Source organism: Pseudomonas sp. FH4 (assembly GCF_000510915.2).
Classification (GTDB): Bacteria; Pseudomonadota; Gammaproteobacteria; order Pseudomonadales; family Pseudomonadaceae; genus Aquipseudomonas; species Aquipseudomonas brenneri.
Genome location: NZ_AOHN01000020.1, coordinates 190,791 through 205,320 on the forward strand (window position 1 = coordinate 190,791; position 14,530 = coordinate 205,320).

At 59.9% G+C, this 14,530-nt stretch carries 16 protein-coding genes and 1 pseudogene; 10 read left to right on the plus strand and 7 right to left on the minus strand.

From position 1 onward, the window contains the following. Positions 1-51: 51 nt before the first annotated feature. The gene (locus H097_RS15995; protein WP_032860944.1) at positions 52-516 is read right to left on the minus strand and encodes a GNAT family N-acetyltransferase; all 465 of its coding nucleotides are present in this window, start codon (positions 514-516) and stop codon (positions 52-54) included. Positions 517-708: 192 nt separating this feature from the next. On the opposite strand from H097_RS15995, the gene H097_RS16000 reads away from it, so the two are divergent. Beyond that, a complete protein-coding gene (locus H097_RS16000; protein WP_032860946.1) occupies positions 709-1,041 on the plus strand; it encodes a hypothetical protein in 333 nt (110 codons plus the stop codon). Here the strand turns inward: H097_RS16000 and H097_RS16005 are convergent. After that, positions 1,034-2,647: a hybrid sensor histidine kinase/response regulator gene (locus tag H097_RS16005; RefSeq protein WP_032860948.1), complete on the minus strand. Its 1,614-nt coding sequence runs from the start codon at positions 2,645-2,647 to the stop codon at positions 1,034-1,036. The two genes, H097_RS16000 and H097_RS16005, sit on opposite strands and share 8 nt — an antisense overlap. 113 nt (positions 2,648-2,760) lie before the next feature. Here H097_RS16005 and H097_RS16010 point away from each other — a divergent pair, with 113 nt between their 5' ends. Beyond that, positions 2,761-3,363: a response regulator transcription factor gene (locus H097_RS16010; protein WP_032860949.1), complete on the plus strand. Its 603-nt coding sequence runs from the start codon at positions 2,761-2,763 to the stop codon at positions 3,361-3,363. Positions 3,364-3,476: 113 nt separating this feature from the next. After that, positions 3,477-3,968 carry a GNAT family N-acetyltransferase gene (locus H097_RS16015; protein ID WP_032860950.1) on the plus strand — a complete coding sequence of 164 codons (492 nt, stop codon included), beginning with the start codon at positions 3,477-3,479 and terminating at the stop codon, positions 3,966-3,968. Between the two features lie 14 nt (positions 3,969-3,982). Here H097_RS16015 and H097_RS16020 read toward each other — a convergent pair whose 3' ends face one another. Beyond that, positions 3,983-5,200: a YgcG family protein gene (locus H097_RS16020; RefSeq protein WP_032860951.1), complete on the minus strand. Its 1,218-nt coding sequence runs from the start codon at positions 5,198-5,200 to the stop codon at positions 3,983-3,985. Between the two features lie 132 nt (positions 5,201-5,332). Here H097_RS16020 and H097_RS28800 point away from each other — a divergent pair. The 3 genes and pseudogenes from H097_RS28800 to H097_RS16030 all read left to right on the plus strand — a co-directional run. After that, a pseudogene (locus tag H097_RS28800) lies at positions 5,333-5,495 on the plus strand (alpha/beta hydrolase); the annotation flags it as partial. A gap of 325 nt (positions 5,496-5,820) precedes the next feature. Continuing rightward, positions 5,821-6,609 (plus strand): GNAT family N-acyltransferase, encoded by a 789-nt coding sequence (locus H097_RS16025; RefSeq protein WP_032860952.1) that lies wholly within the window; start codon positions 5,821-5,823, stop codon positions 6,607-6,609. A 21-nt stretch (positions 6,610-6,630) separates the two neighbouring features. Further along, positions 6,631-7,749: an acyl-CoA dehydrogenase family protein gene (locus tag H097_RS16030; RefSeq protein ID WP_032860953.1), complete on the plus strand. Its 1,119-nt coding sequence runs from the start codon at positions 6,631-6,633 to the stop codon at positions 7,747-7,749. A 46-nt stretch (positions 7,750-7,795) separates the two neighbouring features. Here H097_RS16030 and H097_RS16035 read toward each other — a convergent pair whose 3' ends face one another. Together H097_RS16035 and H097_RS16040 are read right to left on the minus strand one after the other, a co-directional pair. Beyond that, positions 7,796-8,179, minus strand: coding sequence for a hypothetical protein (locus tag H097_RS16035; RefSeq protein ID WP_032860954.1), 384 nt, complete (start codon positions 8,177-8,179; stop codon positions 7,796-7,798). A gap of 133 nt (positions 8,180-8,312) precedes the next feature. Beyond that, complete coding sequence (locus tag H097_RS16040) at positions 8,313-9,884, minus strand: L,D-transpeptidase family protein (protein ID WP_032860955.1); 1,572 nt, start codon at positions 9,882-9,884, stop codon at positions 8,313-8,315. A gap of 37 nt (positions 9,885-9,921) precedes the next feature. Here H097_RS16040 and H097_RS16045 point away from each other — a divergent pair, with 37 nt between their 5' ends. From H097_RS16045 to H097_RS16055, 3 genes are read left to right on the plus strand one after another with little or no spacing between them, the layout of a single operon-like run. Further along, positions 9,922-10,620 carry a murein L,D-transpeptidase catalytic domain family protein gene (locus H097_RS16045; RefSeq protein ID WP_032860956.1) on the plus strand — a complete coding sequence of 233 codons (699 nt, stop codon included), beginning with the start codon at positions 9,922-9,924 and terminating at the stop codon, positions 10,618-10,620. A gap of 44 nt (positions 10,621-10,664) precedes the next feature. Then, positions 10,665-11,414, plus strand: coding sequence for a creatininase family protein (locus H097_RS16050; protein ID WP_032860957.1), 750 nt, complete (start codon positions 10,665-10,667; stop codon positions 11,412-11,414). A 47-nt stretch (positions 11,415-11,461) separates the two neighbouring features. Then, entirely contained in the window at positions 11,462-11,737 is a 276-nt protein-coding gene (locus H097_RS16055) for a hypothetical protein (protein WP_032860958.1), read from the plus strand. On the opposite strand, the gene yfcF is transcribed toward H097_RS16055, so the two are convergent. Next, entirely contained in the window at positions 11,712-12,344 is a 633-nt protein-coding gene (gene yfcF / locus H097_RS16060; protein WP_032860959.1) for a glutathione transferase, read from the minus strand. The two genes, H097_RS16055 and yfcF, sit on opposite strands and share 26 nt — an antisense overlap. 212 nt (positions 12,345-12,556) lie before the next feature. Here yfcF and H097_RS16065 point away from each other — a divergent pair, with 212 nt between their 5' ends. Continuing rightward, positions 12,557-13,891 carry a hypothetical protein gene (locus H097_RS16065; protein WP_032860960.1) on the plus strand — a complete coding sequence of 445 codons (1,335 nt, stop codon included), beginning with the start codon at positions 12,557-12,559 and terminating at the stop codon, positions 13,889-13,891. Here the strand turns inward: H097_RS16065 and H097_RS16070 are convergent. Then, on the minus strand, positions 13,866-14,411 hold the full coding sequence (locus H097_RS16070; protein WP_032860961.1) for a DUF924 family protein: 546 nt from the start codon (positions 14,409-14,411) through the stop codon (positions 13,866-13,868). The genes H097_RS16065 and H097_RS16070 overlap by 26 nt on opposite strands. Between the last annotated feature and the right edge of the window lie 119 nt (positions 14,412-14,530).

Consider the following 14,530-nt stretch of genomic DNA (forward strand, 5'->3'; position numbering starts at 1 on the left):
CACAGGGGATCTTTGCCTGGCACAGGGTTTTGGTCCGCACCACAATAGGGTCTACAGGCGCTTGACCATCGGGATACACGCCAGATCCAGCCCCGTGGGCGAATGATAGATGGACTGTTCGCAGCCTTCGTAACCCCGGCTGCGATAGAACTGTGCGGCATTCAAGGTTGCATCCAGCACCACCTGCGCAATCCCCAACTCCAGCGCCACCTGCTCCAAGTGCTCAAGCATCTGCCCGCCAAACCCGCGCCCGGTAAAACCGGGCAGTACAAACAGTGCACCGACTTCCCGATGGTCCGGGTCGAGCATGCCGGTAGCGACCGGCTCACCGTCGACGCAACCCAGGTAGAACGGCTTGCCCATCAGTGCGCTATAGCCGTCCTCGGCCGCGCCACGGGTCCAGGTCAGCATCTGTTCGGCGGTGTAGGCGCCGATGCATTGGCTGCGGATCGCCTGCAGGCGGATGTCGAAGGCGATGGGGCCGTCGTCGTGAGTGGCGCGTCTGATATGCAGCATTCGAATCTCCCTGAATAAACCTGTTTGCCATGACCTCAAGGTGCCATTAGCACACTTGTGCTAATCGACCCCGCAAGCACCCGGCGCTATATTCCCCGGCAACCCCAATGCTCCCCGCCAGCACGTCGAACCCGCCGTGCAAGGGATCGTTGTGCGTTGAAAAAACCAAAACAACCCCAAGGAAGAAGCGCCATGAAACTGCACTCCCCTGTCACCCGCCTTGCCCTGCTGGGCGCCCTGATGATCGGCGTTGCCGGTTGCAGCAATATCAAGCCCACCGAAGACCATCTCAAGACCCTCTCGGAAACCAACCTCGGCGAGCCGGTCAAGCGTGTTTCCAATGTTCGCAGCGACTCCATGACCACCTATTACATCGCCAGCACCGCGTCCGGCGACTACAACTGCTCCGTGCCCAGCGGTGCCAGCGGCGGGATGTTTGCCGTGGCCAGCTTTGGCTTGATGAAACCCGCCGCCTACTGCCAACCCAAGGGTGCCCGTGGCAACCCGCTGATGCCGTTTAACTGATTGCCGCCTGCTGGCTGAGCGCTCGTAGCGTCCCCCGCAGCTCAGCGGGGCGCACGGGCTTGGAGAGGATCGCGATCTGGCGATCATGCAATGCCGCCTGGATCTTCTCTACGTCGTGTCCGGTGAGGATCAGCGCCGGCACCGCCCAACCGCGTTGCTGGCGCAGGTGGTCGATGCACTCGATACCGGTGGCCTGATTGCCCAGGTCATAGTCGGCGACGATGATGTCGCAATCACTGACCAGGTTGTGCCCTGAGGATTCGGCCTGCACTTCACAGCCCCAGCGTTCCAACAAGGCCTGGGTGGCCAGCAACACGTTGTGGTCATCTTCCACCAGGCACACTTTCAACCCGGTCAGCAGTCCAACCTGGCGCGCGTCGTCGCGAACCAGCATCGGCCGGGATGCTACCGCCAGGGGCAAGCCCTGCAGGCTGACGGAGGTGCCACGGCCAACTCGTGAACGCAACACCACGTCCAGCTCCATCAACTGGCCCAGGCGCTTGACGATGGACAGCCCCAGGCCGACGCCCTCAACGTCCTTGTCCCGCTGTTGACGCACGCGATAGAACTCTTCAAAGACCTTGGGCAGATGTTCTTCGGCAATCCCCCGCCCCTGGTCATGAATGTCTATCACGACCCCGTCGCCGCGCTTGCGCACACCGATCAGCACCGGGTGCTGGCCGCCATATTTAAAGCAATTGGAGAGCACGTTCTGCACCATGGTCGCCAGCAGTGCCGGGTCGACCCTGACCCAATGGGCGCATGGCCGCAAACGCAGCTCCACCCCGGCCCAACGCGCGGCTTCGGCGTTCTGGCGCACCAGGTCGGCGAGCAACTCGCCCAGGTGAACCGCTTGGTATTTGGGCAGCAGCCGGCCGTTGTCCAAGGTGTAGAGATCAAGGATGGAGCGGAACAACTGCGATACGTTGAGCAGCGAACGGTCGATATTGTCGACCAGGCGCCGCTCTTCATCGCCCAGCCGTGCTTCGCGCAGACACGCGGTAAACAGGCCGATGGAGTGAATCGGCTGGCGCAGGTCATGGCTGGCCTGGGCCAGGAAGCGCGACTTTTCCAGGTTGGCGGCGATGGCTTCTTCAGACGCCTTGCGCGTGCGCTCCAGCAACAGGTGGGCGTAGATCGGGATCACCGTGCTGGTGATCATCAGCATCAACACCATAAACGGTTGTGCCTGCCACAGTGGTGTCAGCCGATACACGATCAGCAGCGCCAGCAGCGCCAGGCCCGTGGCAATCGCCAGGTAGCGCGAGCCATAGCGCATGCCGTTGCCGAGGTTGACCCAGACCATCACCGCATACAGCGGCAGCGCCGCCTCCCCGCCCACCACCAGGCCGAACGAGGTGCCAGTGTAGTCGTGGATCATCCCGAAAATCCGCCGTGCCGGGTAATGCCCCGGCCAGCGCGCGATGACCTGGCGCAGCACAATCGAGACCAGCAGGAACAGGCCGATATAGATCATTACCGGCACATAGCGCGCCACCGATTGCCCCGGCAGAAAACCCAGCAGGCCGATGTAAACCAGGGCTATGGCGGCAACCACAATGCGCAGGTTGGCTTGATCCAGTTCGGCGTCTTTCACGAACTTCATGGGCAACGTCCTTGTACGGTCATCGTCATATCTGTGCGCCTGGGAGGCAGGCGCTGAGCAGAGTGTTAAAGTAGCATGCCACAGGACAACCTGGCCCCAGGGAGGAGCACCCCATGACATGCCGGATCATTATCGCCGACGATCACCCGATGTTTCGCGAGGGCATGCTGCGTACCGTGCAACGCCTGCTGCCCGAGGCCTGCGTGGAACAGGCGGGCGACCTGGACACGGTGCTGGAAATGCTCAAGACCGGCGGCGAAGTCGACACGCTGATCCTCGACCTGCGCTTCCCGGGCCTGACCTGCATCAGCCAGTTGGGCGAGCTGCGCCAGCAACTGCGGCGCACTACGTTGATCGTGGTATCGATGGTCGATGACCCGCAGTTGATCGAACAGGTGATGGCGATGGGCGCCGATGGGTTTATCGGCAAAAACATCGCCCCCGAAGAAATCGGCCAGGCCCTGCTCGCCATTCGCCAAGGCGAGGTGCTGGTCAAGTTTGCACCCTCGGGGCTGTTGCCGCTGGACACCAACACCCTGACCGCGCGTCAGCAAGACGTATTGCGGCTGATCGCCCAAGGCAAGACCAACAAGGAAATCGCCAAGGCCCTGGATATTTCACCGTTTACCGTGCGCATCCATGTCTCGGGATTGCTGAGAAGCCTGAACGTACCATCGCGGGCGGCGGCGGCCGTCAAATACAGCGCGTCCTTGTAGGTGCCGACTTGCCGGCATCTACTGTGGGCGGGTTTTATCTATGGGATTTTCGTCAGTACACCTACCCCGCTATCATGCAGCCCCTCGCTCAACCGCCCAGCCCAGGAACCGCCATGCCCACCCTCACCCTACGCAACGCCACCCCGGCAGATGCCGAGCGCTGTTACGAGATCGAAATCAGCGCCTACGAGGGTGATGAAGCCGCGACACTGGAGAAGATCGCCACGCGTATCGCCCTGTACCCGGAAGGTTTCCTGATCCTGGAAGTCGACGGCCAGGTCGCAGGCTTTATCAACGGCGGTTGCGCCCATGACGTGGTGATGTCGGACGAGGCCTTCAAGGAATTGGTAGGGCACTCGGCAGATGCGCCAAATGTGGTGATCATGTCGGTGGTGGTCGACCCGGCGCATCAGGGCAAGGGGTATTCCACGCAATTGATGACGGCATTTGTGCAGCAGATGCGCGAGATGGGCAAGCAAACCATCCACCTGATGTGCAAGCAACAGCATGTGCCGCTGTACACGCGCATGGGCTACCAGTATGTGCAGCCCTCGGCATCAGACCACGGCGGGATGGCGTGGCATGAGATGGTAATGGCGCTCTGAACAGACGCCGGGCTTCACCAGCTCCCCGAGGCCCCACCGCCGCCGCTGGAGCCGCCGCCACCGGAAAACCCACCACCGGAGCTTGAGCTCGAACTGGAGCTGGAGCTTGAGCGATCGCTGGAACTGGAACTGGAGCCCGATCCCCCCGTACCCTGGCCATAGATGAACAGCGCCGCGAACGAGCTGATGGGCAAGGCGAACAACCAGCCTTCAAGCCCCAGCTCCAACAAGTAGCCCGCCGCGCCATACACCCCCAGCACCATCACTGACTGCACGCAGAACCCTAGCGGGCTGTTTTTCCAGGCAGCCTTCATCACCATGAACAGGATCAGGTACAGGCCAAGTACCACCAACCCGGCCATCGGCCATGCCAGCCAGTTGATGAAGGACACTTGCGTCAGGTAGTGATCCACCAGCCCCAGGCCGACGCTGTAGGCAATCAGCCCCAGCACGAAATAAAACACCGCCTTGGCCTGCCACAATGCGCCAAATATAGCCGCGGTGATCGACATGCAAAACGGCAGTGCCAGCATATACAACGGCCAGGCCTTGCCATTGATCGCGGCCAACGCCGTCAGCAGAACGGTCAACACCAGGGCAGCGATCAGGCCCCGTCGCCAATGCAGCTTGCCCGCGGCCAGCAGCACCCCGCCAACAGCGCCGAGGAGCAACGCCAGTAACACCGCAGACTCATCGATCGTCTCCCGGGTGTCGTCCACCGCCGGCAAGTCCTCCCCCTCTACCAGCATGGTCAGGGCATTCACGGCGTGCTGCACACCCGCAGCGTAATTGCCCTGGCGAAACGCCGGGGTCAGCTGTTCCTCGATAATCCGGTGGCTCAACAGGTCCGTGACCACCCCTTCCAGGCCGTAGCCGACTTCAATCCGTACCTTGCGGTCGTCCTTGACCACCAGCAGCAAAATACCGTCGTCGATGCCCTTGCGCCCCAGTTTCCAGGCGCGGAACAGTTGGGTGGTGAACGCGTCAATATCAGCGTCGCCGGTACTTGGCAGTAGCATCACGGCGATCTGCGCGCCCTTGCGCTGTTCGAGGTCCGCAAGCTGGTTGGTCAGACGCTGCTGGGTCGAGGTATCCAGGGTATTGGTCAGGTCGATCACCCGCTGGTTCAATGCCACGTTGACCAGTGCCGGTGGCGCCGTTTGCGCCAAGGCCAGCGCGGTGAACACCATGACCAGCAGGCCCAGGGCCGATTGCCGTAAAAACAGCCGCATACTTTGTTACCTGACGTTTCATCCTGAAGGCAGCGACTTTAACCTATCAACGCTATACCTAGTGACCCCATACGGATGACGCTCTAAATTGACGGCAAAATCTCATGGCAAAATGACTTCACTAGTACTCCCATGGACCTTCGACATCGCAACAACGTCAACGTAATGGGCAATGGCTCCACGACCCTGGTCGTTTTCCCATGGCTTTGACTGCAACCAGGTCATGTGGAATTACCTGCTGCCCTATTTCATCGAGCGTTTTCGCGTGATGCTGTATGACCTGGTAGGCGCCGGCCTGTGCGGACGCGATGGACGGCTTTCTGGTGCCATGGATAGTTATTCATGGCCAATGACCCGTTGCCCGAGCCCCTGGCACAGTTCGGCACCACCGACCGTGTCAAGTACGAACGCGAGCTGCAACAACCAATCGCGACGGGGCCCGCCTCTCGGTCCATAACCATGCGCCGGCCAGGACAGCGAGGTCCACAGACGAGTCCTGTCTTATTCTCAACGCATGTATTTGCGAACACTTCAGACTTTCCTTATGCCGCGGCCAAAAGTGGAACGTTATTATTTCGAGCGCTATCAGACAGGATTAAACAAATCTAAATGGAAGTCGCATGCAATCAATGACACCGTCCAATGAGAGCCATTCAAGCGCAAACTTAAAACATACAAAATTGACCATAAGTCTTGCCAGCACACCGCAAGAAATACGTGAAGCACAACGTCTACGCCATAGAGTTTTCACTAAAACCTTCCAGCTTTCCGAACCTATCAACTCCGGCAGTTTAAATATTGATGAGTTTGATGCCTACTGTGATCACCTGATAGTGCGCGACACTCAGACATCATACGTGGTGGGGACTTATCGCGTGATGAGCCCCACGGCCGCACAACGCATGGGACGTTACTATTGCGAGCAGGAATTTGACCTCAGTCGCCTGAATCACTTACGACCGCGCATGACCGAAGCAGGGCATGCCTGCGTGCACCCGGATTACCGCAGCGGCAGTGTCATCATGCTGTTATGGACGGGGTTGGCCATGTATATGCGACGTGAACGCAGCGATTATTTGGTGGGTTGCGCCAGCGTAAGCCTGGCGGATGGCGGCCACAATGCCGCAGCGTTGTATCACGCCTTGACCGCGCAAAACTTTGCCCCCGGCGAATATCACGTGACCCCGCACAATCCATTTCCCGTGCATGAGCGTGAAAGTGGACATATTCCACAGATGCCTCCGCTGTTAAAGGGTTATTTGCGCAGCGGCGCCTGGGTGTGTGGCGAGCCCGCCTGGGATCCTGATTACAATGCAGCTGATTTCTTTATGTTGTTACCACTGTCGAAGTTGGACAGCCGCTATGCGCGTCATTACCTGAAGACAGATACGCCTGCACACCCCTCCTGAACCTTAAAGAACTTAATCGATATGTTATTACAAGAAGAAAGAAACACTGCCTTCAAATGGATGCCGGAGATGGTGTCTTTTCTTGAAACCGCCTCACTTCTTGATCTTGAGCGTGGTGAGTCTCGGCGCTTAGCCGACCTATTTCGAAAGTTCGGCCAACCCGCGCTCACCATTGGCAAAGAGCTGGGTGGCGCAAGTGCCAGTGCATTGGACATGGCGCAACTGCATACTTGGGTCGGTGCACATTGTCCGTCCCTGGCAATTATGATGACCATGCATCACCACACTGTCGCCGGAATGATGGCCGCCAGGCATTTCTTCCCAGATATCCAGGGATTGTTGGCCATGATCGCTCGCGACAACTTATTAGTTGCCTCAGGCTTTGCCGAAGGGCGCACGAATACGCCTATTTTAGCGTCGACAATGGCCGTTGAAAAAACCCTCGGCGGCTACCTCGTCAACGGCAGCAAGAAACCTTGCACCATGACACATCACTTCGACCTCATCACCTTTGGCGTCAACTGCATGGACCCTCAAGGCCAGCCCCAAATCGGCATAGGCGTAGGATTTGCCGCAGACCCGAGCATCGAGCGGAAAGAGTTCTGGTCCGTACCGCATTTGCAGGCGGCTGACAGCCATGAAGTCATCTTCAATAACTTGATGGTTCCCGAAGCCATGATGTGTTTCAGCGCAGCCGTCGATGATCAACTCGATGAGGCTCAACAAGGAACCGGCAACCATTTGTTCGCCATCTGGTTTCAACTGCTGGCCAGCGCGTCCTACCTGGGAATGGCATCGGCGTTGGCGTCACGTGCATTGACCGGTAAAAAAGGCTCGCAAGAAGATCGAGCCCTGCTGCTCATCGATCTGCAAGGCGCCACAATGGCTTTGCGCGGCCTGGCAGCGTCGATAGACGACAATCGCTTCTTGCGCAGTGATTTGGCGCGAGCACAGGCAACCCGGTTTGCCATACAGGACGCCGTAAACCGCATTAGCACTCGCGCCTTCGAAATCCTGGGAGGCATGGCCTTCATGTCTTCAGAAGAGGTCGCGTATCTGCTGGTTGCCACTCGTTTGTTGGCATTCCACCCGACCTCCAGACTTGCCAGCACCGCGTTTCTGTGTGAACAGCTGAGCTAGGCCGCAGCCTGCCGGAACCGCGCATCCGGCAAGCCTTCGACTGGCCTTATGGGTAACTCAGCGTCACCAGGTAAGCCCCCGACTGCAACGGTTTGCCCGCCGCATCGTTCAAGCGGTATTGCCGGTCGAAGTAACGGCCATCACCCGTCGTTTCGGCCACCAGCGTGACCTTGACCGCCGAGCGATCCGGCGCACTGACCGTACGAACCGGCTCGACGCCATAGACGCCGATGTTGCCCCCAGGTGCAAACATCGGGCAACCCCTCAAGGCCAGTGTCGACCCCGCCCCATCGCCCGCATTGCACGTCGCCTCGACAATGCTGCCACGGAACTGGATAACACCTTGGGCCACGGTCGTGGCCGCCTGGCCACTGCCACTGACGAGCGCAAGAAACAGGCTGATACCAACTGCCAAACGTTGACTGCTCATATTGAACGCTCCTGGGTATGTACCCATCACGTCGGCAAGCATGGTTGGTTTCTTGAGCTTTTCAGAATTATCTGATGGCTATTCTTTCAAGGATGCCAACCGGGTCTCATATTGCGCAGTTTCACGACAGCCCCTACAGGACAGCGCCCAGGGCCTTCAACAGCACACCGTCGCGGCTATAAATATCCGGTGCGTACAGCAACGCACCCTGGCTATCCACCTGCACCGTCCAATAGCCCAGCAACACCGGGACCGGCGTGGCCAGCCGGAACTCATGGGTCACCCCGGTCGCCAGCAATTCCTCGGTCCGCGCCTTTTCCGCCGGGTTCACCAGCAAGTCGCGCAGCACCATCGGTTGCTCCACCCGCACACACCCGGAACTGAACGCCCGCGGTCCCTTGCTGAACAACGGCTGGCTGGGCGTATCGTGCAGGTAGACGGAGAATGGGTTGGGGAAACGCAGGACGATCCTGCCCAACGGGTTGCGCGGGCCGGCGTCCTGGCGCAGGAGGATATTACCCGGGCGCGACCAGTCCACTTGTTCGGGCGACAGGGCGCGACCTTCACTGTCGAGCACTTTGAGGTTCTGCTGGCGCAAGTACTCCGGGTTCAGGCGAATGGCCGGCAACTTGTCCTCGCGCATGATGGTCGGCGGGATCGTCCAGGTGGGGTTGAGGGTCAACCGCGTGATACGCGACTTGAGCAGCGGCGTTTGCCGTTCGGCGCGGCCCACCTGCAAGCGGGTCTGCCACACGGGGACACCGCCCTGGTAGACGCTCAACTGGGCAGCCGCGACGTTGACCAGGATGCCATCAGGCTCCAGGTCCTGGGCCAGCCAGCGAAAACGCTCGAGGTTGACCCGCAGTTGCTCGCGACGCACCGCCGGGCTGACGTTGAGCTCCGCCACCGTGCCCGGGCCGATCACCCCATCGGCTTGCAGCGAATGGCTGGCCTGGAAGCTCTTAACTGCCGTCACCAGGCCGTTGCCGTAGAGATGGGCCGGGCCTGTGGGCAGGCTCGCCAGGTAGCCGCCACTGAGCAGGCGCCGGGCCAGTGCGGGCACCCGGGGGTCTTCGCGGCCGGGGCGCAGCAGCGGGCCGTCGGCAACCACGCCCCACTGCGGCAAGGGTTGCAGGCGTTGCGCGGCGTAGGCCTTGCGCAGGCTGCGGTACAGTTCGGCACCTGGCCTGGCCTGATCGAAGGCTGCCGGCATGTCCGCAAGCCCTGTATTAGCCAGGGCCAGCACAGCGAGGGCCGGGTCCTCGCTCGGTGGCTGGGAGTGCCACAGCGGTTCGTAATGGGACTGTTGCAGACGGCCATAATGCAAGTCATGCAGGGCTTGCAGATAGTGCTGGGTGGTTTCGAAGTCGGTACACAACACATTGGCGCTGGCTACCGCGTCAGGCAGTCGATAGTGCGCCGGGTCCAGGCCGTCGTCGGCCAGCAATAGCAACTGGCCCTGCAATGCCTCTCGGCGCCCGTCCTCTGACCAGAGGCCGACATTGCCTTGTTGCTGGTAAAAAGCCTGCAGCCGCAGTTCGGCAGTGGTATCCAATTGGGTAGCCAAACCGGGGCAAACACTCGACAACTGCGCAAGTGCCAGCTGTACTGGGTTTGACGGCTCGACCGGCACTTCATCGGCTGTTGCGACCAATGGTGCTACGAGCAAGCAAAGGCTCAAGTAACATGCGTGTTTTTTGAACAATGGCTTAGCTCCAATCCACAGCGGAGATGCTAGATAAATGCAGAATTTTTACTGCCGACTCGGCCTGATCGCCGCCACCCTGGCCGCGTTCTGCACGGGTGCCTTCGCAGAGAATGCCAAACCTCATACCTTGTATAGCAGCCTGGCGCGTTCGGCTCCAGAACTCAATCCCACAGTCCTCCAAAGCGCCCTCAATGCGATGCAATGCGCCGTCAATAACGGCCAGGAGCGTTCGCAACGCCTGGCAGTGATCGACTACTCACAACCTTCGACCGCCCGGCGCCTGTGGATTTTCGATCTGCGCAAAAAAAGGCTGGTGCTGCGCGACCTGGTGGCCCACGGGCAAAAATCCGGGGAAAACTTCGCCACCCAATTCTCCAACAACGAAGGTAGCCACCAATCCAGCCTTGGTCTGTTCCGCACTCAGGAAAGCTATCAAGGCACCCACGGCTACTCGCTGCGCATGGACGGCCTGGAACCGGGCTTCAATGACCTGGCCCGCGACCGCGCCATCGTGATCCATGCCGCCGACTACGTAAGCCCCCAGTGGAGCAAGCGTGAAGGCCGGATCGGCCGCAGCCAGGGCTGCCCCGCCGTGCGCCCGCAAGTGGCGCGCCAGGTGGTGGACAAGCTCAAGGATGGGCAGTTCATGTTTTCCTGGTACCCCGACCAACGCTGGCTGAAGTCCTCGGCCTACCTCAATTGCAAGCCGCGCCAGATCGCCAGCGCCGGTTGAGGTAGTATCTGGCAGGCCGAGCCTGACCAGAGAGAGGACCTGAAATGCTTTTGCACCAGTCAACGTGGATCGAGATTGGCCAATTTCTCGACCGCAGCCGCACCGTGGTGATCCCCATCGGTTCCAACGAGCAACATGGCCCCACCGGCCTGTTGGGTACCGATTGGATGTGCCCGGAAATCATTGCCCATCACGCACAAAAAGACGCTGATATCCTGGTCGGCCCGACGTTCAATATCGGCATGGCCCAACATCACCTCGGGTTCCCCGGCACCATTTCCCTGCGCCCATCGACGTTTATCGCCGCGATTGGCGACTGGACCCGCTCCCTGGCGGCCCATGGCTTTGAGAAAATCCTCTTTCTCAATGGCCATGGCGGCAACATCGCCACCATTGAAGCAGCCTTTTCCGAGTTGTACGCCGAGGCCAGCTTTGCCCGCCGCCCCGCCGGCTTCGCCTTGAAGCTGTGCAACTGGTGGGACCTGGAAGGTGTTGGCGAATTGGCGCGCGCGCAGTTCCCGACGGGGCACGGCACCCATGCCACGCCTTCCGAGATCGCGATTACCCAGTGGGCTTACCCGGATGCGATCAAGACGGCAGACTACTCGCCCCGGATCGCACCCGCCGGCCCGATCCGCGAAGCCCAGGACTTCCGGGCCCGCCACCCGGATGGGCGCATGGGCTCCGACCCGGCGCTGGCCACACCTGAGAAAGGCGGTGAACTGGTGGCTCTGGCCGCCAAAGGGCTGGTGTCGGCAGTGGATGCATTCAGCCGTGAAGCCATGCCAGGCTGATAGTTGCGGCACAGGCACACCATAAAATCTATAAGAAGGACCTATCCATGAAACCCCATCAGAAGACTTTTGATCGCATCCGCAACGCCGTCCTGCCGGAGTTTCGCGAGCGCGTCGCCGACTATTTGGTCGAGTACGAAAATATCCTGCAGGACCCAACTACCGATACCGCCCAGGCCTGCGTCGCCGCCCAACAGTTGCGCGGTTATCTGCGCGGCTTGAACACGACCCGGGTGCTCGGTATGGAAGACTGGGAAGACCTCGACCGCCGGGTCGCGCAGCAATGGCCGCTGGGTGCTACAACGCCGGACGTACCTGGTTGACCCAGGCCTGCACCGATGGCCGCTGCCACTGGCGCTGGGCATACGCCACCAACGGCGCGGGCACCGGATCACCGTTGAGGATCAAGCGGTTGAGCATCAAGGCCAGGTCCACATCGACAATCGACCATTGGCCAAAAAGATAGTCATCACCTGCAGCCAGCCAATGCTGCGCCGCTGCAATCAGTTTGTCGGCAGCGGCTTGGGCCGAAGTTGATAACGGGCCGTATTTGACCCCGTAAAACACCACCAGCGTGGAGCGTTCCTGGCGGATCGGCAGCAGGTCGCTACGCAACCACGCCTGAATCTGCCGCGCCCGTGCGCGTTGACGTGGCTCCCGGGGGTACACCGGCACCTGCGGGAACACATCCTCCAGGTACTCGGTAATCGCCGAAGACTCGGACAAAGCAAACCCATCCTGCGCAAGCGTCGGTACCCGCTGGGTCACGGACAGCCCGGCAAAGGCCGGCGCCTGCTGTTCCAGCGCGTCCAGGTCCAGGGTGTGTACCTCGAACGGCAAGCCTTTTTCACGCAGGGTCACAAAGACCGACAGCGCATACGGGCTGGTGAACGGTGCATCCACATACAAGCGCATCGGCAGGTTACTCACGGCGGCATCTCCTTGGGTGAGCAGCCACGCTACGAGATGGACGGCGATAAATACAATGCCGAGTTTCTATGGGGGCATTCCTGGGAGGAATAGCAGTTAAAAGTGCAGGAGCGGCCAATGAATACGGGGCCTTCCGGCAATGGCAATTTAATGGCAAAGCCACCAACCTTGACTATCCTTCGCCGAGGCGACCGCCAGTCAAGGAGAACCCCATGCGCACCTTGCAACCTGCTTACCTACTGGCTACCGCCACCCTGCTGACACTCGGCGGCTGCGCAATCAGCAACCAGGGGGCTATCGACTATCGATACCACCGTCCCGGCACCAACGACGGCACCTTGACGTCCAAGAACATCTACGCCAAGGAGGCGACCCACATCTTCAAGGCCGGCGACCCTATCGCCATCTCGCTCAAGACCGTATTCATCAAGGATCTGACAGAGTTTGCAACGCCATTGCGTCTTTTTCGTGGTGACCCGGCCACCGGGGATGTGGCGCTTGTCGCAAGCACCTGTGAAAGCCCCTGCGACCGCAAACAGGGGGCGGAAGGCATTCGCAGCTCGAAGGTCATCTTCTACTCCAATGATGTGCGGGAAAATCAATTCCTGAACCTCGCCAACCTCAGCAACGTCTACGGCCCGATGACCTACAACGGCAACCCGTTCAAGCTGGATATCTACATCATCGAACTGGATGAGAGCGGCGCCCAAGTACGGCAAATGCTCGGCAGCCTGGCCAGCCTGGGCAAAACCTTTTATCCGCCGGCGCACCCGGCGGCGGGTGTGCTGTCTGCCCTGGCCGACACGTTTATCAAGGATGACCAGGACGACAATGCGTTCACTTATTCCTTTGATCTGGTCGGCATGAAAAAACGCGTGAATTCAAAAAACCCGAAAACCGGCTACCTGGAAAGCGGCGACTACGTGCTGATCCGTACCGAGGATCGCAACACCTCGCCACCGTGGAAGGACTTGACCTTCAACACCTCAACCGGACGTCTGGAAATCGCTGAGTGCGTAGCCGGTAAGATCGACACTGGCGCCTGTGACTATCGCGGCAACTCCTATGTGGTGCTGGAGGTGCGCAAGGCTGAAGACGCGATGGTCAATGACTCCCAGCAACTGGTGTTTTCCGCGCTCAAGAGCCAACTGGATGGCGAAGCCGGCAGCCGGCAGATCACCCCCGAGAGGATCGACATCATCAAGGCCAGCCTGGAAAGCGCCGAAAACCGCAACGACAGCAAAAACTACCTGGCAGATATCCAGGAAAGTGATGCAGACACCCCACGGCGAAGAGCGGCAGCGCTGAACTTTGTCTCCACCTGGTTTGATCCCGCGATCACCGTGACCGCACAAGACAAAGTCACGGTGATCCAACAGGCCAACGAGCTGTTCGGCAGTTGCTTGAGACTGACCTCAGCCCAAGTCATCAAATATCAGGATGAAATAGCGAAACGCAAACTGAGTAACAAAGCCGAGTTCCTGGATGCCCTTGAACTCTGTCGACAACCCAAGGTGGAACCTAGCCCGAGAACCCCCCGCCCATGAGAAACGCCTGCTCTTCATCGCTCGTCACCCGGCCCAACGCCGCATTGCGATGGGGAAAACGGCCGAAGCGCTCGATGATCTCGGCATGTTCCCTGGCCCAGTGATACGTGTTGGCATCCAGTTGCTGGTTCAACGCCAGGGAGCGTTGCTGGTCCTCGGGACTTTCGGAGTGCTCGAAAGGCAAATAGCAAAACGCCCGTAATGCCGGGTCGATCCGTTGGTCCATCCCCGCGTCGACCATACGCCCGGCGTAAGCCCTGGCCAGGGGGTCGGTGGCAAACATATGGGCGGTGCCCCGGAAGGCATTGCGCGGGTACTGATCAAGCAGAATCAATAGCGCCAGTGCGCCTTCGGGCTCGTTCATCCAGTGCTCCAGCTCGCCCCTGGCCGCCTGGAAGTGCGCCTCGTGGAAGCGCGCGCCAAACTCGGCATCAAACTGTTCATCTTTCTTGAACCAGCGCGATGGGCCCGCCGTCGTCCAGAATTGCACGACAGCCTTGATATCAATCGCAACGCTCATAAATGACTCCTGGGTCGTCAAGGTCTGCGCCCTACCCTAGCATCTGCCTGGCCTGATTCCGACTCGGAAATCCACGACTGCCAGTCAATGTTATAAGATAACCACCACTCCCCTTTCCC

Coding starts and splice junctions, on each gene's coding strand:
- H097_RS15995 (WP_032860944.1), bottom strand. CDS start 516: ATGCTGCATATCAGACGCGCCACTCACGACGACGGCCCCATCGCCTTC.
- H097_RS16000 (WP_032860946.1), top strand. CDS start 709: ATGAAACTGCACTCCCCTGTCACCCGCCTTGCCCTGCTGGGCGCCCTG.
- H097_RS16005 (WP_032860948.1), bottom strand. CDS start 2,647: ATGAAGTTCGTGAAAGACGCCGAACTGGATCAAGCCAACCTGCGCATT.
- H097_RS16010 (WP_032860949.1), top strand. CDS start 2,761: ATGACATGCCGGATCATTATCGCCGACGATCACCCGATGTTTCGCGAG.
- H097_RS16015 (WP_032860950.1), top strand. CDS start 3,477: ATGCCCACCCTCACCCTACGCAACGCCACCCCGGCAGATGCCGAGCGC.
- H097_RS16020 (WP_032860951.1), bottom strand. CDS start 5,200: ATGCGGCTGTTTTTACGGCAATCGGCCCTGGGCCTGCTGGTCATGGTG.
- H097_RS16025 (WP_032860952.1), top strand. CDS start 5,821: ATGCAATCAATGACACCGTCCAATGAGAGCCATTCAAGCGCAAACTTA.
- H097_RS16030 (WP_032860953.1), top strand. CDS start 6,631: ATGTTATTACAAGAAGAAAGAAACACTGCCTTCAAATGGATGCCGGAG.
- H097_RS16035 (WP_032860954.1), bottom strand. CDS start 8,179: ATGAGCAGTCAACGTTTGGCAGTTGGTATCAGCCTGTTTCTTGCGCTC.
- H097_RS16045 (WP_032860956.1), top strand. CDS start 9,922: ATGCAGAATTTTTACTGCCGACTCGGCCTGATCGCCGCCACCCTGGCC.
- H097_RS16050 (WP_032860957.1), top strand. CDS start 10,665: ATGCTTTTGCACCAGTCAACGTGGATCGAGATTGGCCAATTTCTCGAC.
- H097_RS16055 (WP_032860958.1), top strand. CDS start 11,462: ATGAAACCCCATCAGAAGACTTTTGATCGCATCCGCAACGCCGTCCTG.
- H097_RS16065 (WP_032860960.1), top strand. CDS start 12,557: ATGCGCACCTTGCAACCTGCTTACCTACTGGCTACCGCCACCCTGCTG.
- H097_RS16070 (WP_032860961.1), bottom strand. CDS start 14,411: ATGAGCGTTGCGATTGATATCAAGGCTGTCGTGCAATTCTGGACGACG.